The 22,509-nt window shown below is 69.7% G+C and carries 20 protein-coding genes and 1 pseudogene; 14 read left to right on the top strand and 7 right to left on the bottom strand.

All coding sequences use genetic code 11. The features are described from left to right. Nucleotide 1 precedes the first annotated feature (1 nt). The 4 genes from AC4IJH_RS10095 (at nt 2) to AC4IJH_RS10080 (ending at nt 2,852) form a co-directional block, all read left to right on the top strand. On the top strand, nt 2-853 hold the full coding sequence (locus AC4IJH_RS10095) for a helix-turn-helix domain-containing protein (RefSeq protein ID WP_490851245.1): 852 nt from the start codon (nt 2-4) through the stop codon (nt 851-853). A 39-nt stretch (nt 854-892) separates the two neighbouring features. Then, nucleotides 893-1,084: a hypothetical protein gene (locus tag AC4IJH_RS10090; protein ID WP_490851244.1), complete on the top strand. Its 192-nt coding sequence runs from the start codon at nt 893-895 to the stop codon at nt 1,082-1,084. Between the two features lie 300 nt (nt 1,085-1,384). Continuing rightward, nucleotides 1,385-2,647, top strand: a complete 1,263-nt coding sequence (locus AC4IJH_RS10085; RefSeq protein ID WP_490851243.1) for an FAD-binding oxidoreductase — start codon at nt 1,385-1,387, stop codon at nt 2,645-2,647. Next, nucleotides 2,640-2,852 (top strand): BBE domain-containing protein, encoded by a 213-nt coding sequence (locus tag AC4IJH_RS10080; protein ID WP_490851242.1) that lies wholly within the window; start codon nt 2,640-2,642, stop codon nt 2,850-2,852. Before AC4IJH_RS10085 ends, AC4IJH_RS10080 begins: the two co-directional genes overlap by 8 nt. 302 nt (nt 2,853-3,154) lie before the next feature. On the opposite strand, the gene AC4IJH_RS10075 is transcribed toward AC4IJH_RS10080, so the two are convergent. Both AC4IJH_RS10075 and AC4IJH_RS10070 read right to left on the bottom strand, forming a co-directional pair. Next, entirely contained in the window at nt 3,155-4,741 is a 1,587-nt protein-coding gene (locus tag AC4IJH_RS10075; protein ID WP_490851241.1) for an alpha/beta hydrolase, read from the bottom strand. Between the two features lie 436 nt (nt 4,742-5,177). Further along, a complete protein-coding gene (locus AC4IJH_RS10070; protein ID WP_490851240.1) occupies nt 5,178-7,394 on the bottom strand; it encodes an MMPL family transporter in 2,217 nt (738 codons plus the stop codon). Nucleotides 7,395-7,654: 260 nt separating this feature from the next. On the opposite strand from AC4IJH_RS10070, the gene AC4IJH_RS10065 reads away from it, so the two are divergent. From AC4IJH_RS10065 to AC4IJH_RS10050, 4 genes are all read left to right on the top strand, one after another. Then, on the top strand, nt 7,655-8,881 hold the full coding sequence (locus AC4IJH_RS10065) for a sensor histidine kinase (protein ID WP_490851239.1): 1,227 nt from the start codon (nt 7,655-7,657) through the stop codon (nt 8,879-8,881). Continuing rightward, nucleotides 8,878-9,603, top strand: coding sequence for a response regulator transcription factor (locus AC4IJH_RS10060; protein WP_490851238.1), 726 nt, complete (start codon nt 8,878-8,880; stop codon nt 9,601-9,603). Before AC4IJH_RS10065 ends, AC4IJH_RS10060 begins: the two co-directional genes overlap by 4 nt. Beyond that, on the top strand, nt 9,560-10,273 hold the full coding sequence (locus tag AC4IJH_RS10055; RefSeq protein ID WP_490851237.1) for an MmyB family transcriptional regulator: 714 nt from the start codon (nt 9,560-9,562) through the stop codon (nt 10,271-10,273). Before AC4IJH_RS10060 ends, AC4IJH_RS10055 begins: the two co-directional genes overlap by 44 nt. A gap of 102 nt (nt 10,274-10,375) precedes the next feature. Continuing rightward, nucleotides 10,376-11,179: a polysaccharide deacetylase family protein gene (locus AC4IJH_RS10050; RefSeq protein WP_490851236.1), complete on the top strand. Its 804-nt coding sequence runs from the start codon at nt 10,376-10,378 to the stop codon at nt 11,177-11,179. Nucleotides 11,180-11,388: 209 nt separating this feature from the next. Here the strand turns inward: AC4IJH_RS10050 and AC4IJH_RS10045 are convergent, their stop codons facing one another. Continuing rightward, the gene (locus AC4IJH_RS10045) at nt 11,389-11,961 is read right to left on the bottom strand and encodes a Uma2 family endonuclease (protein WP_490851235.1); all 573 of its coding nucleotides are present in this window, start codon (nt 11,959-11,961) and stop codon (nt 11,389-11,391) included. Between the two features lie 335 nt (nt 11,962-12,296). On the opposite strand from AC4IJH_RS10045, the gene AC4IJH_RS10040 reads away from it, so the two are divergent. From AC4IJH_RS10040 to AC4IJH_RS10025, 4 genes are all read left to right on the top strand, one after another. Further along, the gene (locus AC4IJH_RS10040) at nt 12,297-13,568 is read left to right on the top strand and encodes a hypothetical protein (protein ID WP_490851234.1); all 1,272 of its coding nucleotides are present in this window, start codon (nt 12,297-12,299) and stop codon (nt 13,566-13,568) included. A 135-nt stretch (nt 13,569-13,703) separates the two neighbouring features. Beyond that, complete coding sequence (locus AC4IJH_RS10035) at nt 13,704-14,870, top strand: hypothetical protein (RefSeq protein WP_490851233.1); 1,167 nt, start codon at nt 13,704-13,706, stop codon at nt 14,868-14,870. Then, nucleotides 14,867-15,175, top strand: coding sequence for a calcium-binding protein (locus AC4IJH_RS10030; RefSeq protein WP_490851232.1), 309 nt, complete (start codon nt 14,867-14,869; stop codon nt 15,173-15,175). The genes AC4IJH_RS10035 and AC4IJH_RS10030 overlap by 4 nt, the downstream gene beginning before the upstream one ends. A gap of 596 nt (nt 15,176-15,771) precedes the next feature. After that, nucleotides 15,772-16,167: an Imm7 family immunity protein gene (locus AC4IJH_RS10025; RefSeq protein WP_490851231.1), complete on the top strand. Its 396-nt coding sequence runs from the start codon at nt 15,772-15,774 to the stop codon at nt 16,165-16,167. A 758-nt stretch (nt 16,168-16,925) separates the two neighbouring features. Here the strand turns inward: AC4IJH_RS10025 and AC4IJH_RS10020 are convergent. After that, nucleotides 16,926-18,122 carry a M20 family metallopeptidase gene (locus AC4IJH_RS10020; RefSeq protein ID WP_490851230.1) on the bottom strand — a complete coding sequence of 399 codons (1,197 nt, stop codon included), beginning with the start codon at nt 18,120-18,122 and terminating at the stop codon, nt 16,926-16,928. A gap of 165 nt (nt 18,123-18,287) precedes the next feature. Next, nucleotides 18,288-18,638 (bottom strand): VOC family protein, encoded by a 351-nt coding sequence (locus tag AC4IJH_RS10015; RefSeq protein ID WP_490851229.1) that lies wholly within the window; start codon nt 18,636-18,638, stop codon nt 18,288-18,290. 360 nt (nt 18,639-18,998) lie between these two features. On the opposite strand from AC4IJH_RS10015, the gene AC4IJH_RS10010 reads away from it, so the two are divergent. Beyond that, nucleotides 18,999-20,048, top strand: a complete 1,050-nt coding sequence (locus AC4IJH_RS10010) for a nucleotidyl transferase AbiEii/AbiGii toxin family protein (RefSeq protein WP_490851228.1) — start codon at nt 18,999-19,001, stop codon at nt 20,046-20,048. 429 nt (nt 20,049-20,477) lie between these two features. On the opposite strand, the gene AC4IJH_RS10005 is transcribed toward AC4IJH_RS10010, so the two are convergent. Continuing rightward, nucleotides 20,478-20,846 (bottom strand): SH3 domain-containing protein, encoded by a 369-nt coding sequence (locus tag AC4IJH_RS10005; RefSeq protein WP_490851227.1) that lies wholly within the window; start codon nt 20,844-20,846, stop codon nt 20,478-20,480. 314 nt (nt 20,847-21,160) lie between these two features. Between AC4IJH_RS10005 and AC4IJH_RS10000 the strand changes: the two are divergent. Next, nucleotides 21,161-21,427: pseudogene (locus AC4IJH_RS10000) on the top strand (hypothetical protein); the annotation flags it as partial. 118 nt (nt 21,428-21,545) lie between these two features. Here the strand turns inward: AC4IJH_RS10000 and AC4IJH_RS09995 are convergent. After that, nucleotides 21,546-22,499: a LysR family transcriptional regulator gene (locus AC4IJH_RS09995; RefSeq protein WP_490851226.1), complete on the bottom strand. Its 954-nt coding sequence runs from the start codon at nt 22,497-22,499 to the stop codon at nt 21,546-21,548. Nucleotides 22,500-22,509: the final 10 nt, after the last annotated feature.

Genomic DNA, 22,509 nt, shown 5'->3' with positions numbered 1-22,509 from the left:
CATGTCTTCGCACCCGTCGTCCAGCGTCCGCCAGGCCCGCGAGGCGCTCGCCGCGCGCCTGCGAGAAATCCGTCTGGACGCTGGGCTGACGAAGCGTGAGCTGGCCGCCCGCTGCTCCTGGCATGAGTCGAAGAGCGGCCGGATCGAGAACGCCCGCACTCCGCCGTCCGACGCCGATATCCGCTCCTGGTGTGCGGCGTGCGGCGCAGTTGACCGGGCGCCGGACCTGATCGCTGCCAACCGGCAGACCGATGCCATGTACGTCGAGTGGCGGCGCCTTCAGCGCAGCGGTCTGCGTCGCCTCCAGGAGTCCGGCGCGGCCTTGTACCAGCGCACCCGGTTGTTCCGGGTCTACTGCTCGGACGTAGTGCCCGGTTTCCTCCAAACGCCCGGCTACGCGACTGTGCTCCTCACGACGATCGCTGCGTTCCGGGGGACGCCGGACGACGTGAGCGAGGCCGTGGAGGCGCGCATGCGCCGCAACTCCGTGGTCCGCGAGGGCGACCACCGATTGGCAATCGTGCTCGAAGAGTCGGTCCTGCGGCACCGGATCGGCGACGCCGACACGATGGCGGCACAGCTCGGCCACCTGCTGTCGGCGATGGCGCTGCCGTCTGTCTCGCTGGGCGTCATTCCCTTCGCCGCTGAGCGGACCATCTGGCCGATGGCGACCTTTTCGGTCTTCGACGACGCGCGCGTGCACGCCGATGCGCTCGACTCCGCAGCGACGCTCACCGAGCCAGGACAGGTCGACCTCTACCTCCGCGCGTTCCAGGAGCTTGCGAGCTGCGCGGTGTACGGCGCTGCCGCACGCGGACTTGTCACGCAGGCGCTCGCCGCCCTGGACGGCTAGAACCCTTCGCGACTGGCGCACCTCGGTATCGGCAAGACCGTGGACATCCGCGTCCACCAGATCATCCTCGACACGCCCGTGTACTTCGCGTTCTGCGAGGTCTGCAACGGCGGGAAGTACAAGCACCACGCGCCGCTGACCGAGCGCCGCCGTAACGGCCTGGTCCTGCGTACCGCCGATGCACTCCAAGCTCAGGGCTTCACCCCCGACGAGGAATCCGGGTCTGAGTAGTTGCGGTACAGGATGTAGCGCCGAGATTGATCATGATCCTGGGCTGGGGGTTCTCAGCGGCCGTATGCCCTCAGTGAGGGCCGCCCGTCCACAGGTAGACGCGGTCGAAACCGGCCGCGCCAGAGTGTCCTCCTCTTCCGTATGAACCATGATCGTTCGCTGGAGTGTCGCCGCATACACCCGTCCTGTTGCGGTTGATCGTTGCTGTGCCCGGCGTCTGGCAAGACGCGGCGACAACGCAGCAGGACAGAGAACATCGTGCGCATCAGTCGACGAGCCGCCCTGCGCCGAGGCGCGGCCGTGGCAACCGCGGTCGCTATCAGCCAGGGGTACGCCAGCCCCACGGCGACGGCCGCCCCCGAGGCGACGTACCCGGTGCCGGGCACCGACGAGGGCGCGTGGCGGGAGCTGCGCCGCGTCCTGAGTCCGGCCGCCCGCCTGTACCGTCCGGGTGAGCAGGGCTACCCGGCCCACGCCGCAACCGACAACCAGCGGTACGTCTCGGTGCTGCCAGCAGGAATTGTCGCGTGCGCCGCCGAAAACGATGTGCAGAAGGCAGTGCGGTGGGCCGCGAAGCACGGCGTGCCCTTCTCTCCCCGCTCCGGCGGGCACAACTACGCCGGCTACTCGACCACCACCGGCCTCGTCATCAGCCTGCGTTCCATGAATCAGGTGGCGCCGCGGGGCCGCCGCCTCTATCTGGGCGGCGGGACGACCAACTCCGACGTCTACGCGGCCCGGGATGCCGGCCTGTACTTTCCCGGCGGACGCTGCCCCGGCGTCGGCGTGGCCGGTCTCACCCTCGGCGGCGGGCTCGGCTTCAACGATCGCAAATGGGGCCTGACCTGTGACCGGCTCGCCGAAACCCGGCTCGTGCTCGCCGACGGCACCCTGGTGCGCGCCGCCGGAAACGAGAACGCCGACCTTTTCTGGGCCTGCCGGGGCGGCGCGGGGGGGGGCAACTTCGGCATCAACACCGCCTTCACCTTCGACGCCGTACACGTGGGGCAGTTGCGCGCGACCGTCTTCGACCTCACCTTCGGCCTGCCCGCAGCGGTGGACGTCGTGAAGGAGGTGCAGGACATCCTCGCCGCGGACACCTCGGGCGACTTCGATGTGCGCGTCGGCCTCAAGCACGCGGGAGACGGCACCACCAGCGTGTGGGTGCTCGGTCAGTTCCTCGGCCCGCAGGACAGGCTCCGCCGGCGCCTCACCCCGCTGCTGACACTGCGCCCCACGCGCACCTTCATCGAGGAACGCGGTTTCTGGACCGCCCAGGACTACCTCATGGAGAAGCCCGGCGCGAAGGACTGCTACGCCTCCAAGTCCCTCGTCCCCGACCGGTGGCTGAGCCCCGACACCGTGGCGGACATCGCCGAGTGGACCCGCGCTTGGCGCCCCCGGCCCCGCGAAGGCGACCGGCTATGTGACGCTCTTTGCCATGGGCGGCACCAGCGACGTACCCCAGCCCCACGAGACCGCCTACCCGCACCGTGCCGCCACCTACGTCATCGACATCGGCACCCGCTGGCGTCCCGGGACAGCGTCCGCCGCGGTGGATGACCTGCTTGCGCAGACCCGTACCGTCCACCGGATGCTGCGTCACCACCTCGACACCCATGCGGCCTACGTCAACTTCCCCGACCCTGACCTCCGCGACTGGCGCCACGCCTACTACGGCGCCAACTATGAGCGCCTGGTCGAGGTCAAGCGCCGCTACGACCCCACCGATCTGTTCCGATACGAGCAGGCCATCGGTAGGAACTGACGTCGTCCCCGCCCCACGCCGCACCAGCAACGCTGCCAAGCGCGACTGGACGCCGCCTGCTGCCATCTGCCGGTGACCGCTGCCCTATCCGATGCTCCCGAGATTGTGGCCCGAGGGTCAAGGGATCACAGTTGAGAACAGGAGACCGGCTTCGGCTCCGCCCTCAGGGCTCCCCCTCCTGCCTCGCAGTCGGCCCCGGAAGCCGCTACCGAATCCAGCATCGGCCGGATCACCCGCGACCACACCCACTGGATGGCCGCCCCCGACTTCCCGGAACGGCCACCTCAGCACCCCAGCAACGGCTAAGACACAGCCTGGATCGTCTGCTTGACGCAGGTCTGGTTCTTCGTCGGGAGTTTTCCGGTGGCCAGGTACCTGTTGACCTGGTTGTCCACGCAGGCGTTGCCGTAGCGCCCGAAGAGGGCGTGCCGGTCGGCGCCCCTGAGGGTGACCAGCCTGGAGCTCGGCAGCAGGTTGTGCAGTTCGACGCTGCCCTTGTACGTGGTACGCGGGTCGCCGGTGGCGGCCACGATCAGGGCCGGGGCGTCGCGGCGTACCTGGGTGGGCTCTTCGCGCGGCCGGTCCCAGAAGGCGCACGGGCCGATGTTGTTGGTCAGCGGGCCGAACAGCGGGTGCGCGGCCCGGCTGCGCTCGATGTCCCGCCAGTAGCGCTGGGGATCGCGGGGCGCGGCCACGTCCCCGCAGATGACCGCGAGCTGCACGCCCGAGGGCTCGTCCCCGCCGTGCAGCATGTAGCGGAGTGTCGCGGCGAAGTTCGGCGACAGCTTGGTCGGCGCCGCGCCCTTGGCGGCCTTGTTCAGTACGGATACCTGCTCGCCGAGAAATGCGAGCGTCGGTTCGGTGTCGTCCCCGAGGCTCGTGAAGAGGAGGACCGGCACCTGGCTGTCGTCGACCCGGAAGGTGTCGGCGCCGACGCCGATGGTCAGCGGGCTGCGCGCGGATGCCGCGACGACGCGGTCGACGGTGGCGAGCACCTCGGCGCGGGTGCGGCCGATGCCGTAGGTGGCGTGGTGCTTTGCCGCCCAGGCGGCCCAGTCGCTGAGCGCCTTCTCGTTCTCGCGCTCGGCGCCCTTCAGCAGCCGGGGGCGGTAGTTGTTCGGGGCGATCGCCCCGTCCAGCACCACCCGGTCGTAGCGGCCGGGGAACATCTGGGTGTAGACCGTGCCCAGGTAGGTGCCGTACGAGTAGCCCAGATAGGAGATCTTTTTCTCGCCGAGTGCGGCGCGGATGACATCCATGTCGCGGGCTGTGTTGCGGGTGCTGATGTGCGGGAGCACCGAGGCGCCGGCGGTGCGGCACTTGTCGGCAAGGCTTTTCTGCAGGGCGACTTGGCGATCGAAGCCCGCCCGGCTGGTGCCGGCCGAGAACCAGGACGTGCCGACGGGCCAGCCGCAGTCCAGCGGGGTGCTGCGGCCGACGAAGCGCGGGTCGAAGCCGATGATGTCGTAGCGCGCGCCGACGTCCTTCATCGCCTTGCGGACGTCCGGCGGGGACTGGACGGAGGGGCCGCCTGGGCCACCGTTGTTGAGCAGGATCGAGCCGATGCGGTGGCGGGTGTCGGTGGCCTTGAGGCGGGATATCGCGACGGTGATGGTGCGCCCCTCGGGGTGGGTGTAGTCGAGGGGGACGGTGACGTCCGCGCACTGCACACCGGCTCTGTCCAGGTCGCGGCCCGTGGTGTCGCCGGGACCGTTGGCGCAGCTGCCCCAGCGAAGGTGTTGCTGGTAGTACGGGGCGAGCCGGGCTCCGGGACCGTTTTGGGCGGGGGCCTCGGAGGCTGCGGCCAGGGCGGGGGATGTGGTGAAACAGGCGGCGAGGGCGAGGCTCGCGGCGGAGGCGCACCGCGCGGCGGGGCTGAGGGTAATCACAGGTCTCCTTGGGGTGGTGGGGACGGTCGGTGGCGCAGAGGGCGGTGTGCGGGGCGTTGAGGGCGAGGGGGGTGCTGAGGCCGTTGTGCCGTCGCGGTCAGCGCACGGGGCGGGCGGTGATTGGGTGCAGCCGGTGCATCACGAGGTTCCGGCTGCGGGCGAGTCGCGTCCGCCCCTGCACGTCGATACGGACGGCACGCGCTGATGCTGTGGTCTGGGGCGTTTCTGACGGCTCGTGAAACCGCCTTGTGGGTGTCACGGGTGCTCGCAGCACGGCGGGCTGCGCCTCGCGAGGTGGTTCGCGTGAGGTCGGCCGGCAGCTGGTCAAGAGCCCTCAGGGACCTCCTGTTCCCGGTGGTGCTCAGCCGTGCCCTCGCGAGCATGCGAGCGTCGCGCTGGCCAGACGCAGTGTCAACTGGCCAGCTGCGTCGCCCAGTTAGGACGTCGTGGCCATGTCGGGTTCAGGGGCGGGTGCGGTCGTGGTCGTACGGTGCTGCGGGTGGCCGCCCGTCGCGGGGCGCGGGCCGAAGGGCCACCAGAGGGCCCGGCCGAGGAGTGCGGCGAGGGCGGGGACGAGCACCAGGGAGAGGACGAGTGCGGAGAGCAGGATGCCGAGCGTCATCGCGAAGGCGACCTGTTCGCTGCCCGGGGTCGTGACGAGGGTGGCGAAGGAGCCGGCCAGTACCAGTCCGGCTGTCGCGATGGCCGGTGTGGTGTGCCGTACCGCGCGAGCCACGGCGGTACGGGCCGGACCCGGTCGCTGCATTTCTTCCCTGATGCGGTCGGCGATCAGGATGTTGTAGTCGGTGCCCAGGGCCACGACGAACAGGAACAGCACCAGCGGGAGGGTGAAGTTGACGCCCGGGTTGCCGAGTCCGTGCTGGAACAGCAGCGTGGCGGCGCCGAGGGTGGCGGCGAAGCCGAGCCCGACGGAGAGCATCAGGACTATCGGTGCGAGCAGGCTGCGCAGGAGCAGCAGGAGGATCAGCGCGATCAGTGCGGCCGCGACCGGGAACACGAGGGTGAGGTCGTGGTCGACGGCGGTGGAGATGTCGGCGTAGATCGCCGATGTCCCGCCCACGTGTGCCGCCATCCCGGCGGGCGTGTGCTGGGCGACCGTGTCCCGGATCGGCCCGGAGGCCAGGTCGCGGGCCTGCTGGCTCTGCGGATCGGCGTTCGGGTAGAGGTCGATCCGAGCGGCGCGGTGGTCCTTGTTCAGGACGGTCGCTGCGACCTTGCCTACGCCGTTGACGTGGGCGAGCGCCCGGGAGAGGCCGTCGAGTCGGGCGGTGGTGAGGGTGCCGCCGTCCTTGGCGGTGACGAAGACGCTCGTCGGGTCCGACACTCCGGCCGGCAGGGTGCGGGCGATCTCGGCCGCGGTGACTGCGGCGGGTGTCTGGTCACCGGAGTCGCCCCGGCCGTAGTCCATGCGCATGCCGGTCAGCCCGGCCGCCAGCGCGGCGAGCAGGGCGACGGAGGCCATCACCATGGTCAGCGGTCGTCGCGTGACCAGCGCGCCGAGGCGGGCGGCACGGCCTTCGCGCGGCTCGCGGCGCAGGGCTTTGGAGGGCCAGAACATCTTGCGCCCGGTGACCGCGAGCAGCGCCGGCAGCAGGGTGAGACTGCCGAACAGCATCACCAGGACCGCGACGGCGATCGCGGGGCCCAGCGAGCGGAACTGCCCGAAGCTGGCCAGGCCCAGCGTGGCGAACGCGGCCACGATGGTCAGCGCCGCCGAGGTGATCGCGGTGCCCACCCGGCCGGAGACCTGCGCGGCCGCCTCGCGGGCGGGCTGCTCGGGCCGGTTGCGCAGGTGTTCGCGGAAGCGGAACAGCAGGAACAGCAGGTAGTCGATGCCGATGCCGAGCAGCACCACGCTGATCAGGTTCGGGGTGCCCGCGTCGAGCTTGCGCCCGGTCAGCAGCGCGGCAACACCGACGGCTCCCGCCGCCACGCCGCCGATGATGGCGACCGCGAGCAGCGGCAGCAGGGCCGCCAGCGCACTGCGGAACACCAGCACGTTGAGCAGGATGATGAGCCCCATGACGAGGGCGCTCCCGACCTTCGCGGCGATCTCGTGGGCATCGGTGGTGTCGACGGTCTCGGCGAGATTCCCGGTGAAACCGGTGCGCATCCCCGCCTCGGAGAACTGTGTCCTGGCGGCGTCCCGGAAGGCCCGGTAGACGTCCTGGACGCCCTTGTCCGAGGGATTGCCCATCAGCTGGACGGAGAGCAGTTCGAAGCTCCGGTCGGGCGCCGTCATCGCCGGGGCGATCCGCGGCGTCTGGGAGCGGTCCGGGGCCAGGAACGTCGGCTCGTCGTCCTCCCTGGGCATGATCACCCGCCGGTTGGCCAGCTTCGCCGCCTCGGCCTCGATGCGCTTCTGGTCGGCGGCGCCAAGGGCCTTGCCGTCCGACCGGGCGACCAGCACCGTCACCATGGTGGCGTCCGGGTCCACCCCGAACTGCTCCTGGGCGATCTGCAGCGCGGCGGCCGAGTCGTAACTGCGGGGCAGGAAGTCCCCGGTCTGGTTCTGGGTGACGCGGCCGAACAGTGTCGGGGCCAGCGCGCTCAGTGCGACACCCAGCACCGCCCAGAGAACGATGACCCTCCACGGGTTTCTGGTGGAGTATCCGGTCAGGGCGCGGATCACGATGTCCTCCGGCGGACGGACTTGCATACGGACGTGGGCCGGGGGTTCCCGGCCGGTCTCCAGACCATCACTCCGAACGCCGTCCGGGCGTCGTGGCAGCGGACGATCCGGACCGGGGCCCTGGGGCCTGCCCCGGTCCGCGACCAGGCCCCTGGTCCTAGTCCTGGTCAGGGCCCCGGACAGCCGCCGCCGATGCTGTGCAACCCTGTCCCGGGGCCGACAATCCGGGAGGCCAAGAGGCCGGACGCAGAGGAACAGACATGCCCAGGAGCCGAGACATCGGGCCCGACGAGGCCGGGGAGCCGTTGCGCGTCGACAGCACCGAGCCGCCGTGGACCCGTAACGACGCACTCGTGACCGGCGGGGCCTGCGCGATGAACCTGCTCAGCTACGTGTTCTTCAACGTCCCCGACGGCCGGCACGACGTGAGTGTGGCCGGGTTCCTGCTCGTCGCGCTGGCAGCCCTGCCGCTGCTCGCCCGGCGCCGATACCCGGTGGCCGTGCTCGCCGCCGTACTGGCGCTCGATGTGACGGCCTCCCTGACCGTCCCGCTGCCCAGCCACTTCGGTGCCGTCCTGGTCGTCGCCCTGTACACCGTCGCCAGAGCCTGCCACGGCCGGGTGACCGCGGTCGCGGCCGTCGTGACGGTGGCGCTGACGCTGCTGAGCCAGAGCCAGGGCAGGATTCCGCCCTGGCAGGACACCATCTCCGCGCCCCTCACCACCGCGATCGTCGTCGGCACCGCCCTGGCGGTCAACCGCTGGCAGCAGGAAGTGGCGGCCAACCGCAGACTCCTCGCCGACCGCGCGGTGGCCGACGAACGCCGCCGCATCGCACGGGAGTTGCACGACATCGTGGCCCACCACATCACCACCATGCAGCTGATGGCCGGCGGCGCCCGGGCCAACCTCGCCCAGCCCGAAGTGGTCCGGGACGCCCTGGTCACCCTGGAGTCCTCCGGGCGCCTCGCGCTGCGCGAAATGCGCCAGCTCCTCGACGTCCTGCGGGCCGGTGATGAACCGGAGACCGCGCCCTCGCTGCCCCAGCCCGGCGCCGACGACCTCGACCGTCTGGTGGCCGAGTCCCGCCTCGCCGGACTGCCCACCGAGTTCACCGTCCGCGGGCCGCAGCGCCCGCTGCCGCCGACCGTCGGCCTCACGGTGTTCAGGATCGCCCAGGAGGCCCTCACCAACACCCGCAAGTACGCGGGGGCCGCCCGTGCGTCCGTACAGCTGACGTACCACCAGGACCGGGTCACCATCGAGGTACGGGACGACGGCGGGGGCACACCGCCACAGGAAGGGGCGCCTGCGGCGGGCCCGGGCGGTTACGGCCTGATCGGCATGCGCGAACGCGTCGCCCTGCACGGCGGCACCCTCACCACCGGCCCGCAGGCCGATGGAGGATTCGCCGTAGTAGCCGACCTGCCACTGACCACGGACGAGGACGCCGAAGCGGCCCTCCAGCACGAAGGGGCGCACCGATGACCGGCACCACACCCACACCCACACCGCCGAGGATCAGGGTGCTCATCGCGGACGACCAGCCGCTGGTCCGGCGCGGCCTGTCCCTGATCCTCTCCCCCGACCCGTCCTTCGAGGTGGTGGGCGAGGCCGAGAACGGGGAACAGGCCGTCGCCCTCGCCCGCCAACTGCGCCCCGACGTCGTGGTGATGGACATCCGGATGCCCGTCCTCGACGGGGTCGGCGCGACCGGGGAACTCGCCGCCACCGTGCCCGGCTGCCGGGTCCTGGCCCTGAGCACCTTCGACCTCGACGAGTACGTCGTGGGCGCCCTGCGCGCCGGAGCCTCCGGCTTCCTGCCCAAGGACAGCTCCCCCGAGGACCTGAGCGCGGCCATCCGCACCGTCCACGCCGGCGACGCCGCCGTCGCGCCCCGCCTGCTCACCCGGCTGATCTCCACCTACGTACGAACACCCCGCGACGCCCGGCCGAGCCCCGCCGGCCAGGGCGAACTCACCCCCCGGGAGGTCGAGGTGTGGCACCTGATCGCCACCGGCCTCGACAACACCGAGATCTCCCGCACCCTCAGCATCAGCCTCTCCACGGTCAAGAACTACATCACCAGCATCTTCGACAAACTCGCCGTCCGCGACCGCGCCCAGGCAGTCATCGCGGCGTACGAAACGGGGCTGGTCACTGCCGGTGTGTCAGCCGGGGACCCGCCCGGCGACGGGAACACGGCATAGCGGGGACGACGTGGCGGCCCGGAGCACCCGGGGCGCCGAGCTGATCGACGACCGCCTGACCGGCCCGGACCGGACGGCGGAGATCGTCAGCCGTCTACAGGTCTCCGCAGGCCGCCACCCCGCCGACGCGGAACTGTCCACACTCTTCACCGAACTCTCACCCCAGGGCGCGGAGTTCCGGAAGAACTCGACCACCAGCGAGGTCGTGATGTGTGCGGCAGGGCGCAAGCACGTCGGGCTGCCGGTACGTGCACCGTTTCGTAGTCCAGGGTGGGCAGGGCGAGCGGACCACCTGCTCCTTCACACGGGCCGCGGCCCGCCCGGTCGGTCGGAGCGGGAGCACAGCGCGGCCTCAACCGTGTCGGCCCCGGCACGGTCCTCCCCCCTTCCTCGCCCCAGCGCACAGTGGACTGGCCCAGGCCCGGAGCCGACCGCACCGTGCGGACCGTACTCACCGAGGCGCACACCGGATCCATCACCCTGCACCACGAGGGCTCCCGCAGCGACCACCCCCCTGCCCCGAGCACGAAGGAGGCAGCGACCGTCCACAGACGGTTGGAGCCCTCAGGGTCTGCCTTCCGCGACTCCTCGACGCGGGACACTGCTTCACGGCCGTGCACCGCCCGCCTTTCGGGTGACGCCCGCGTGGGCCGGTATCCGATACGGGTAGCGATCGTGACGGCGGAGCGATACCTCATGCCCATAACCAGCAAGGGAGGCTCCCCATGCGTCGCCTTGACGGCATCACCGACTCCACACAGAAGACCGACACGTGAACAAGCGAGAAGACACGACCCAGCTTCTCTCCGAGCACGGCTCCGCCCACGGCCTGCCCGCCAGACGAGACGTGCTGCGACTGACGGTTGCCCTCGGTGCGCTGGCAGTACCGGGCGCGCTGGGCGCCACCAGCGCCAAGGCGGCCATCAGCTCGGATGCGCTGCGCCCCTTTCCGGGCCAGAACGTGGCAAGGCTGCCGCTCACCGAGAAGCAGGTAGCCCTGACCTTCGACTGCGGCAGCAACCCACACGGCGTCGACAAGATCCTGAAGACCCTGGCTGAACACTCGCTTCCCGCGACCTTCTTCATGACCGGGGGCTTCGCCTCAACCCATCCCGATGCTGCCCGACGCATCGCCACGCGTCATCGGGTGGGCAACCATTCCATGACCCATCCGGACTTCACCAAGCTCACCCACGACCAGCGGGTACGGGAAGTCCGCTCGGCAGCCGACGCCATCAGCAAAGCGATCGGGCGGCGGCCCGCGCCGCTCTTCCGCTTCCCCTACGGCTACGCCAACCGGGCCTGCATCGCCGACGTCAACGCTGAGGGCTACGCGTGCGTCTACTGGACCGTTGACACTCGCGGCTGGAGGGGCGCCTCCCGCGGAGCCACCACCGACACCGTCATCCGCCGCGTCATGGCGGCCCTCACTCCCGGAGCCATCATCCTGATGCACGCGGGACGCGCCAGCCCGACCGACCCCTCGACCGTCGACGCCACCGCACTTCCCCGATTGATCAAGGCCATCAACGACCACGGCTACGGCTACACCACGCTCAACACTCTGATGCCCTGACGGCGAACGAGTCGAGCGGGTCAGACAGCCTTCGCAACGGACTCCAGGATCGCCCCGCACTCCACATGATGCGTCATCGGAATCATGCTGGCCTGGGCGGAATCGAGAGAACTAGCAGGTAAGGGGCATATCTCAACTCTCCGTGGATCTCCTGGGACGACCGGAGCGTCACGATCGGCGGAAGCGCCGCTCCTCCGCCACGGCCGGGGTCACGGCACGAGGGCGCCGAGGTCGATGTCGAGGGGGAACGGGACAGAGACCTGCAGCCGACCTCGGTGGATGCCGGTGGGCACGTAAGAACTGGACATGGTGTCGAGTTCGTACGTGTGGACGGTGGGGGCTCCAGCCTCGTCCTCGACGCGCCAGAAGTGCGCGATCTTGGCCTGTGCGTACTTGAAAGGCTTCAGGGACCGGTCCCGGTGTGCTGAATCCTCCGAGACGACCTCGACGACCAGGCTGACGTCTTCTGCCGCGTACCAGGTGCGGTCGGGGTCGTACGCGGCAGTGGAAACCAGGATGTCGGGCTCGAGGCGGCCCTTGCTGTCGAGGCGGACGGTCATCTCACGCTCGGCCTCGAACTCGTTGGGGGCGGCCTGCCTCAAGGCAAGGGCCAGCCTCTGGACAAGGCGGGAGTGCCAGGAGCGCTGCGGCAACGCCCTGAAGATCAGGGCTCCGTCGACGAGTTCGGTATGCCGCGGTACCTGTGGGAAATGGTCGAGGTCATCAGCTTCCCAGCCGCTCGGCCTGGGCGGGATCATCCAGTCAGGAAGTTCGGCGGGCACGGCTGCCTCCAGGCGCCTTCAGGAGATGGCCAAGGGCCTTGATCCCGGAACGCGGACACGGGCCACACAACTGGTGAGAGCGTAGTTGATGCCGTCGCATGGCGAGCCGGTTCTGAAGGCCGCTCCCGCGGCGACGACCACGGCCTGGCGATCCGGGCGAGCCGAGAATCGCGCCGCCAGGAGTGCGGACGGGAACGCGCCCATGGTGATCAAGCCGGTGGTTCGGGGCGCTCTCGCGGTGGACGATACCGACCGGCCCCGGCCCGGTTCACCCTGCGGGGCTGTCTCTTGGCGACCTGGTCCGCGCCCTGCCCTGCTCTGCCAGACTCGTAGGCATGCCGAAGAGCCGTGGCCGCCGCAAGCCGGGCGGTGGCAAGAAGCCCGTACGCCGTTCACCGCGTCCCCTGCGGCTGTCGGACCGTGTGCTGCGGGAGGCCCGGACGTCGCGCCTGCCGGACCAGGATGTTCTTGCCGTGGAGGCATGGGCGAGCGGGTGCCTGGGGGAGGCGTGGCTGGCCGCTGGGATGACGGAGCGCGAGCCGGAGCACCTGCTGTGTCTGGAGGTGGTGGGCCGGGCCTCGACGACGCCCTCCCCGCACGGCCTTGCTGCCGTGGCCGCGCTGGAGCGGGTCAGCCCGCCCGGCAGTTGCTCCATGCTCCACGAAACGGTGGAGGTCCTCGCCGCATCCCAGCCGTTGCCCGCCTGGCACACATCCGATCCTCACCGTCCGGTGCGAGCCTGGTGCGCGGCGGATGTGTGGGACAGCAAACGGGTGCTGTTCATCGAGTACGACGGTCCCGTCCCGCACACACTGATGGCGCGGATCAGCGAGGTGGGCGGCACGCTGGTCGACAAGCTTGCGCTACTGACGCCAGGGGCTGCCGCGGCGTGGGAGGGGATGCGGGAGAGCGGCGAAGTGCCGATGCCGACGGCCGAACACCCCGCCGGCGAGGTACTCGCGGATCTCGCCGCGGCCCTGCGCCTGACGGATATGACCTGGCCCCGCCAGGACGACGAGGACGTCGTCGGGCTCAGGGCGCTGGCCTGGGCCCGCTGTCGGAACCACCTGCCCGACTGGCCCGAGCACCAGCCGCTCCAGGAGACCGAGCGGGCTCGGCTGCTGGACGCGTTCGTGGCTTCCCGCACCGACGCGGCGCAGCAGGTAGACGTCTTGCGCTCTCTGGGCGAGCTGTTCGTGGACTACGGCGAGAACTACCTCAGTCGTGGGCCGCTGTGCTGGAGCCCCGGCCAGGTCGCCGTCTTCCTGGAGGACTGGCTGCCCCGCAAGGCCGTACTGGATCAGGAGCAGCGCGCACTTCTGCCGGGCGCTTTCAAGCAGTGGGTGACGTTCGCACTCGCCGAGCGCGGCGTCGAGGAGCCGTGGATCGCTCCCGTCATCGCCTCGATCGACGCACACATACCCGCCTTCCGTGCCGCCTTCGACGACGAGACGGCATGGGGCCCGGCCAAGCAGATCACCGCCGCCCTCGCGGCCCGGGGCATCGACCTCACCGACCGCGATGCCGTCGACTCAGCCGTGCGTGCTCTCAACGCCGAACAACTCGCCCGACAGCTCACTGACCGCCCCCAGCCGTCCGACCCCTGACATCTGCCCGCGCCAGGAGCGCGCGGCGTCCCAGAGCAACGGCTCCCACCAGCGACAGAATCCCCGAAGAGCAGGCAGGACCAAGAAGTGGAACAGAGCGACTCTCCCAAGTCTCTCTCCCAGACCGACAGGCTGATGGCACGGAGCGGAGATCTCAAGAGCGAACTCGTGGCGTTCGCGCAGGGGCCGCGCTTCGCACGGCGGCTGGATGCCCGGCTCGAAGAGGCCGCGGACCGCCTCGGCTACCTCGACGAGGCGACCGCCGTCGAGACGATCGACCACTTCGCACTGCAGTACCGGCTGCCGGACGGCTCCACGGTGGTCGAGCGGTTCGTGGCCCAGCGGCGGCCGCCGTTGCCGGAGGACGAGCAGGCGATGCTGCTCGGCTGGCGCGACGTGGTCGAGGGGGTCTTCGAGGTACAGCACCTCGACCAGAGCGCCGCGACCCTGCACAACCTGCTCGACGACCTCGTCTACCGGGTCCACTCCAACATGGGACGGCGCGCCCTTCGCAAACTCCGCAAGGGAATGTTCGTCGCCGCCCGCATCGTGCCCCTCCACCCTGGCACCGACGCCTGGCTGATCAGCGGCCACCTCACCACCTACGCACCCGGCGACGGCGCGGAGTTGGCACAGGTCGCTGCCCAGACCCTCACGGCCAATCCTCAACTGCTGCGCCGCAACCCCGAGATGCTGCGCAAGGGCTGGGAGATGCAGGCCGCAGCGCGCGCCGACTTCATCGAGCTGTTCGGCACCGACCTGCTCGTCCTGGCCCCCGGTGAGGCTCAGGACCGGCTGCGGGAGTACCACTGTCACCGACAGGACAAGGCCCTCGCCGAACTCGACGACAAGGCCGCCGCACAAGCACGTAGCAGCGGCCCCTCCCCCGACGAGCTCAGCACCCTGCCCGAGGAACTCCACGACGCGGACACCGTCGCCGTGATCTGCGACGAGACCGAAGGCATCTGCTACTACGCCGACTTCGGCCGCCTCGACGCACTGTTCACCGATCCGGCCCTGGTCCGTGACCGCGCATCCCTGACACGGCTCAGGGAGTATCTGAACGACGACTCCGTCTCCCCCATGGTCATCCGCCGCCTCGTCCAGCGGCATCCCGAGAACGCCGACGCTGTCTTCCGCGCACTCCTGCGCAAGCCCGCGTTCACCTGGGAGCGGGACGGGGAGACGCTGCTGCGCCGCCGCAAGAAGAGCCACTACGGCCACGAGCCCCTGCCCAGCATCACCCCGGTCGGCGCCCGCCTCACCCAACTCCTGCGCACACAAAGGCGGCATAGGCGATGAGACTCACCACCGCGGAACTCGACGCCATGGTCGAGGAGGCGATCGTCGACGCCTACGGCGAGCACGAACAGCTCGCCGCCTTCCATGCAGTGATCGAAGACCGCCTCACCCTGCCGTTCGAGACCACCGTGCTCGGCGTCGCGGTGACCGTCACCACCGTCCAGGACCGGCCCGGCAGCGGCATCATCGCCCTGTGCCACCACGGTCGGCACCGTCAAGCGATCGGCATCCTCGACCTGCCGCCGCCCGAACCCGCTCCCGAGGGATGGGCCTGGGTGGAGGCGTACCGGCACTGGGCATCCTGAGCGCGCATCCCGGATCTCGCTGTCATCGCCATCACAACGGCCCCGCAGCGAGATCTCCGTTTCCCTCACCGCCGGCACCCTACGGGCCATTCGTGAGCGGGGCGGCAAGCGCGACGTATCGGCGTACCTGGAGAAGGCCGCACAATGCCAGGTCGAGCGCGAGACCCTATACGAGCTGATCGCCGGCTTCGACCAGGCCAATGGCCCCGCCGCTCCCGAGGGCCTTGGCCACCAAGCGGGCCAAGTTCTCCAGGACCGCCCCCGCTTCCGGCCGTACGCGAGGCCCGCACCGGTGACAGCGTCCTCACCCGGGCTCGCACCCACGCTCTGCAGGCGGAAATCGCCGCCCGGGCCAGCCACCAGGAACGCCACGCCCAGGCCGCCCACTCCCTGGCCTGGTACAACATGGAACGCAGCCACACCCAAGACCCCTCCGCCTACAGCTTCTCCCCCGAACACCTGCGTGGCTTCCACGGCATCTGCCAACTCCACACCGGCGACATCACCGCAGCCAACTCCGCCCCTGGCGCCACGAACCCTTCGTCGCCGGCCTCGACGACCACCTCATCCAAACCCTCTGAACGGAAGTTGCGGACGTGTTCGAGTACCACGGCTGGATACATGTCCTGGAAAGAGCGAGCGCCGAAGACGACGACCAGGCAGATGCCCGTCTCCGGGAGATCGTCGAGAGCGTCAAGGGCCGGATCCAGGAACTCAACAGCCCGTACCTGCTTGATCTGCGGTGGATGAACGGCGAGGCGTACATCCACCTCGGCGGCTTTCCTCACCACCGTGCCCCCGAGATCCTGGAGTTCTTCGGCGAGGTCGGCCGACGGGCGCCTGGGTCGTACGGCGTGATGCACGTACGTGATGACGAGGATCCCGGTCACCAGAACGAGATCCGTGTCATCCGGATGATCCGCGGCCGGGTGACCGAGGAGTCAGAGATGTTGCTGTCGCCCTGCATCCCTGTGCTGGAGGACCCGTTATAAGGAACGGAGATCTGAGCCGGTTAATCCTTCGCAGGAGGACGATGCCAGCGGTCGGCTGGGAGATGGGCGGGCAGTCGCGGCCACACCCAGTGCCTATCGGAAGTTTCCGGTGAGCCAGGCCAGGCCAGGATGCGGGGCTTTTCGTCACATCCCTGGAGGAGCTCGGATTCCAGGTGGTTGCTGTACCGCACAGGCGGCGGCACCAGGCAATATGAGGGCAGGACGGACTGTCCCAGGTACCAGCCGGTTACGAACCACGGCAGCCAGGACGGCGGCGGCTCCGAAGCGGCGTCGGGTGAGCCCTGAGGATCTCGGTCCGCGCATGATCGGCGAGCTTACGGCCGACCTTGCGGTGTCCTGTTGGCCAGGACCCGGTCAACGGGTTGGTGTGGGGTTCTTCAGCAGAACAGTGCGGCAGTCGTGGTGGAGATCCGTATACGCAATGTCTCGCTCCGGCTTGCTCCGGCTTGCTCCGGCTTGGCGAGTTGCGCTTTCCCCGCTGATTCAGTTGAGGGCCATGGTGTTCCCTTCTCACTTCTCACCCTTTGGGTCCGATAGCGGTGTGGATGCCGCGTCTGTGGCCGCCCGTTCTCTCCCCAGCGAATCCGGACGGCGGTGGCAGTGAGGTGGCACGGCACCAGCAGCCTTGGCGATAACGCAGGTGCTGGAGGCGCGGGTCGTACGACGGCAGGTGGTGTCGAACCGACCCGGCTACGAGAGCGCCAGCACCCCAGCGGCTCACTTGCGGCGCCTATACATCAGCCGGTCTGCAGGAGACTGAGGACGGCCCGGTAGTAAACGGCATGGACCTGGGGCAGTTCGGTGAGGCGGGCGCGCTCGTCGATGCCGTGCAGCCCTTCGTGGACCAGGCCGAAACCGGCGGTCGCCGGGATGCCCTCGCCCGCCAGCAGATTGCCGATGTTGGAGGGGCCCGCGGTCTTCGCCCGCACCGCAAGGCCGACCTCGGCGGCAGCGCCCAGCAGAGCGGCAGCGGGCTGCTCGTGCTCCTGGAGGCGGAAGGGCGGCCAACTGGCCACCGGCATGATCTCAGTGGGCCGCGGGGTGGGCAGTTGCGTGTCCAGTTCGGCAACCACCTCGCGCACCAGGGACTCGGCGTCATGAGCGTCGAAGGCGGGGGTGGTACGGATGTCGAGGTTCAGCTCGCACCGGTCGGGAGTGACGGAGAAGCCCTGGCCACCGTGGACGGCGGTCACCGACAGCTTCGGCGGCAGCGGGAACCCGGACTCGCCCTCGCCCGCGGTCGGCAGTTCAGCGGTGTCCAGCAGGCGGACCAGGTGGGCGGCGCGGGAGATGGCGCCCACGACGTTCCGACGCGATCCGGAGTGCCCGGCAGGGGCGTGGACCGCGAGGGTGGCCCGCCACAGTCCCCGGCCGCCGACCACGATCTCGTCCAGCCCCGGGTAACCGATCATTACCCCGGCCGGGCGGGCCGCGGCTGGATCTGAGAGGTAGGCGCGTGCGCCGCCGAAGGTGCCGGTGTGCTCGTCGACGTCAAGGAGTACGGCCAGTCCCCCGCGCAGGTCGGCGGCGTGAGGCAGCAAGTCGGCGGCGATATGGCAGAACATCGCCGCGGCGAGCTTGGAGTCGGCCGCTCCCCGGCCCAGCAGCCAGCCGTCCACGACCTCACCGCTGGTCGGCGAGAGCGACCAAGCGGCCTCGTCGCCGAACGGGGCCGTGTCCACACACGCATCGAGCGTCCACCATGGGCCCGGCCGGCCGCCCGGAATCTCCACGAGCAGCCCCACCAACTGGCCTGCGGCATCGTGCAGTCTGCGGTGCGGCACGGCGCGGCCGCTGAGCCAGGCTTCCAGCACGTCGAGAACGGGGCCGTAGTCATCGATCCCGGCCCGGCTGGGGCGGCGGATCAGCTCCTGGGCCAGGTCCACCACGGACACCGACTGGGCCTCGGCCGCCTGTTGAAGGTTGTCGTGCACGCTCCCCCCGCCTGTCAGGTGTGCCGTACCGGCATCACACGGACGGCCTCGATCGTCTCCACCGGCCGTACGGGACGCACACGCCTCACGTCCATGGTGGACCGGCCCGACCGCAGCCGTGTGGCCGCCCCACGATGCGCCACACTGAGCCGGGTACTGTGAAAGTTAAAGGCTGTGCGCGATGGGGTGCAGCGGCTCGTACAGCGGGAGTTCGGCGCCGCTGGGGAGTCTGATCGCGGTCAGCTTTCCCCAGCGCTGTTCGCTGACCGCGCGGGTGATCTCGACGCCTTGCGCGCGGAACTTTTCGAGCTGGGAATCAAGGTCGTCACACATCAGGTAGAACTCGTGCCGGGGTGGGCCGTCGGTCGGATGCACGGCCACCTCGGCCGGGGGCAGTTTGAAGATGAGCCAGCCACCGCCCGCGTCGACACCGGGAAAGTCGAGGACGTCGCGGATGAAGGCGCGGTCCGCCTCGGCGTCCTGGCTGTAGAGAATGACATGTGCACCGTTGATCATGACTGGCTCCTGCCCGTCGACGTACTGGCGGTCGCGTCCCGGGCATCCTGGCACGCTCAGGCCCAAAAACCTTCAACGGCATTCGATGGCATGGCACGTGGCTGATGGTCCACCAGCACGCCTCGTGCCCGTACGGCACGGAGACCGAGAAGGCCAGAATCGGCCTGAAGCCGTGACGGCGGTCTGCGAAGCAGTCACTGCTGAAGAATCACCTGCTCACCGGCAATCAAGGCGGCGAGTTGTTGACCTGCATTCCCTAACTGACACCCCGCTCTGCCCGTTCGGCCCTTGCCGCCTCCCGCCCGCGCGGGGGACGGTAATCGGTGAACCATGCGTTGACACAGCGGAGAGGGAACCTCCTTGAGCACCACCCGGCAGCAGGGCACCGCACCGGCCTGGAGCACCTCCCGCACGCCGCGCCCGACCCGCCGCCGGCCGGCGGCTTCCTCCGCGGCGCCTACCCGGGATGCCGCGCTCGCCGCACTGCAACGTACGGCGGGCAACGCCGCCGTGGTACGCGCTCTCGCCCTGGAAGGGCAGCACGGCCAGGTGACACACCCTCGCGCCGAAACCGTCCAGCGGGCCGGTGAGCCCGGCGCGCAGCAGACTGCCTCGTCCCCGCCCGAGAAGATGTCCATCGAAGAGAAGAATGCCGTCGCGAGAATCGCTGTGGGCGCGAACGACCAGCTGGTGCTCGGCGGGAGTCTGGCGCTGGTCCTGCACGGGCTGACGGCGCGTCCCACCGATGACATCGACATCCTCGTGCGGGACGGGAAGGCGGGGCGCACCATGGAGGTCGCCTCGGCCCTCGAAGCGAAGGGGTACACGGTCCGTCAGAAAGCCGGGTCCCACGCACTGGAGGTCATGGCGGCGGACCGTTACGTGGAACTCGAACTCGTCACGACCCTCCCCGTCAAGAGCGAGCCCGAGGTGAAGAACGGCATCAAGGTGCTCTCGGAGGCGGACTGCATCCGTATGAAGACCGATGCCATGGGCGCGAACGAGAAACGCGACAAAGACCTCATCGACATGCATGGAATCCTCGAGAAGTACGGGGCCTTCGGCGAGCACGATAAGGGGAACAAGTTCTTCGAATTCTTCGAAGAGAAAGACAAGAGCACCAGCAATAACTCCATGATCGCCTTGACGGCCCTGGCGGCCAGGCTCAACAAGGCCGACGAACTGCCCGAATCCCTGTTCACCACATACAACATCGGTCCCGAGAAGGCGCAGGGGATGCGCGACGACTTGAAGAAAGCAGCCCCGGTCGTGGCCGCACGCCTCGACGAACTCCTCCCCAAAGCCCCCACAGCGAGCCAGAGTTCCCGCCCGAAGCCCAACCAAGGCGGCCGTGGCCTCCGCAACACAGTGAAGGACTTCCTCCGCAAATTGACCGGCCGCCGCACCTGACCCGGCTGCCATGCCGGATCGCCGGCCCGTGGAGCGGTCACCGCCCCCTGACACCCCACCCGGCACCCACCAGACAGCAAGACCCAGCGGCCAGACGTCGGCAGCCGGCTCGTAGCACCAGGTCGCCTCGAATCCGACGTCCGTCATGCGCCACTTGAGTCAGGCCTTGCCCCCGCGCTCTCTCGCGATCACTCTGCGCCGCGTGCGCCTGCGGTTGACTGATTCATGCGCCTCGTCCGCGTTCCGCGCGACGAACGAGGAGATACGTACTGGGCCAAAGGGTGTGGTCCGTCGGATGTCCGCAGAACGGGCGGCAGACCCCACAGTGGGCCTGCGGCGCTGTCTGCGCACGCGCGATGCCGGGATGAGCCGGACCCTGTTGATGCGTGCCCCGGCAGGTGCGGGGCACGCTGCGCAGCACGGATACGGTCAGCACCAGGCGGGGGCCGGGCCGATGTTGGCGATGGCGGAGGCGGGGGCCCAGCCGAACTGGAGGTTGTCCTCGGCCTCCTCGTCCAGGCCGACGAGGAGATACCAGCGGGCGTTGCCGTGGACCGGCTGAGACGAGGCCTTGCAGACGATGGCGAGCCGCTCGCCGTATGGCACGCGGTCGAGCACGGCTGCGCTGGTCGTGGGTTCCGTGCGGATGGTCAGGCCGCCCTTGGCCACCACCCGCCCGAGATAGATGGCGTCACCGCCGCCGTGGGGCTGCGCGACAGCGGAGGGCACTGCGCCGAAGGCGATGATGCCCGCAGCGGCGGACAGGGTGAGAGACATGCGTATGGAGCGCTTGCTCATGGAAGTCCTCTCGCGTGCGGTGGGCCCACAGCACACAACATCACTCTGGGTGGCGCATGCGGTGCATGGGGTAATGACGTTATGTGCCTCGCCGAGCGTGCGCAAAAGATCTCTCTGGCGGCGGAGGCGCGTCCGCCCGGGGAGCAGGCGCGCCCTTGGCGGTCCACCGCTGCGACCTGCATGACTCCACATTTCCGCCGAGCCGCCCGATACGATCGCACATCGTCCCGGCCAGGGCTCCACTATCCCGGTCAACTCGGTGCGCCACTCGGTCCCGCACGGGCTCGGCAAGGAGAGCGTCTGCGCCCGCTTCCATGGCGACAGCCTGCCGAACTGCCCACGCGCCCACGCAAGACCGACAAGCCAGTCCGCGGCTACCGCACGACCCACCCCCGGCCCCCCTGGCCCGAGCAGACGCTATCGCCATCGACTTGCCCTCAACTCCCCGCTGCGACCGACAGGACGTACCGGAGTTGAAGGTACTGGTCGACGGCGACCTCGCGGTGTCCTGGGGGATGGACCGGATGACCGCGCAGATGCCGGACGGCGAGGACGTCGAACTCTGGGGGCGGGGCACGCGAGTGTTCCAGCGGCGGGGCGGCGCGTGGCTGATGGTCCACCAGCACGCCTCGTGCCCGTACGACACGGAGACCGAGAAGCGCACCACGGCAACGAACAGTCGCAGGACGGTCTTTGGCTTCACGCTCGCTCTGGGCGAGAAGAGTTTGAAGACAGGCCCTCGTTCTGAGACAGGTTGGGCAGGGACTCGCGTAGGCGGTCGAGGAGTGCTCTGGATGCAGGGCTCGCGGGGCCGGTGGTGCGCCAGGCGAGTGCGACCCGGCCGCGCATCTGGGGGCGGACGATCTGCAGCGTGCGCAGTTGTCCGTCCGGGGCGGGGCCGTCGCCGGTCGGCAGTACGGCGATTCCCAGGCCCCGGGCGGCCAGTTGCGCGAGGACATGTGGGGCTGCCGCTTCGAAGGCGATCTGGGGGCGGAACCCGGCTTGTGCACAGGCGCGTTCGAGCACCGCGCGCACTCCTGTGCCGCGCGGCAGGCAGATCAGCGGCCGGTCGCGCAGTTCGGCCAGCGGAACGCTGGTGCGGTCGGCGTGGGTGAGGAGTGGGTGATCGGGGGCGACGGCGGCGGCCAGTGGAGCGTCGATCACCATCTGGAAGGAGATGCCGGGCGGGGGTGCTTCCTCGGTGGGTCCGAGGAGGGCGATGTCGAGTTCGCCGGCCACGAGTGCGGCCTGCATCCGCTCGGAGGTGTCCTCGGTGAGTGCGACCTCCACCGAGGGATAGCTGCTGTGGAAGTCTGCGAGGAACGCGGCCACGTCGAAGGCGTGGCCGGTGGCGCCGGAGACCAGGCCGAGCGTGACCCGGCCGCGCAGCAGCCCGGTGTACTCGTCCACCGTCTGTCGCACTGCGTCTGCGGCGGCCAGCGCGGCTCGCGCGTACGGCAGGACGGCCCGGCCCACTTCGGTCGGCGCCACCGAGCGGCCGGAGCGGTCGAGCAACGGTTGCCCCAGCTCCTTTTCGAGTTGACGGATCTGCGTACTCAGGCCCGGTTGGGCCAGGTGCAGCCGGGCCGCGGCGCGGGTGAAGCCGCCTTCCTCGACGACGGCGAGGAAGTAGCGGAGCTGGCGGAGTTCCATACGCAACGAT

It is taken from the genome of Streptomyces sp. UF-297 (genome assembly GCF_058245575.1).
Note: the sequence above shows the minus strand (reverse complement) of the source record. Positions and strands in the feature narration are given on the sequence as shown.

Bases quoted from the DNA above. Each gene is read 5' to 3' on its own strand.
- AC4IJH_RS10095 (WP_490851245.1), top strand. From the start codon at position 2: ATGTCTTCGCACCCGTCGTCCAGCGTCCGCCAGGCCCGCGAGGCGCTC.
- AC4IJH_RS10065 (WP_490851239.1), top strand. From the start codon at position 7,655: ATGCCCAGGAGCCGAGACATCGGGCCCGACGAGGCCGGGGAGCCGTTG.
- AC4IJH_RS10060 (WP_490851238.1), top strand. From the start codon at position 8,878: ATGACCGGCACCACACCCACACCCACACCGCCGAGGATCAGGGTGCTC.
- AC4IJH_RS10040 (WP_490851234.1), top strand. From the start codon at position 12,297: ATGCCGAAGAGCCGTGGCCGCCGCAAGCCGGGCGGTGGCAAGAAGCCC.
- AC4IJH_RS10035 (WP_490851233.1), top strand. From the start codon at position 13,704: ATGGCACGGAGCGGAGATCTCAAGAGCGAACTCGTGGCGTTCGCGCAG.
- AC4IJH_RS10030 (WP_490851232.1), top strand. From the start codon at position 14,867: ATGAGACTCACCACCGCGGAACTCGACGCCATGGTCGAGGAGGCGATC.
- AC4IJH_RS10015 (WP_490851229.1), bottom strand. From the start codon at position 18,638: ATGATCAACGGTGCACATGTCATTCTCTACAGCCAGGACGCCGAGGCG.
- AC4IJH_RS10005 (WP_490851227.1), bottom strand. From the start codon at position 20,846: ATGAGCAAGCGCTCCATACGCATGTCTCTCACCCTGTCCGCCGCTGCG.
- AC4IJH_RS09995 (WP_490851226.1), bottom strand. From the start codon at position 22,499: ATGGAACTCCGCCAGCTCCGCTACTTCCTCGCCGTCGTCGAGGAAGGC.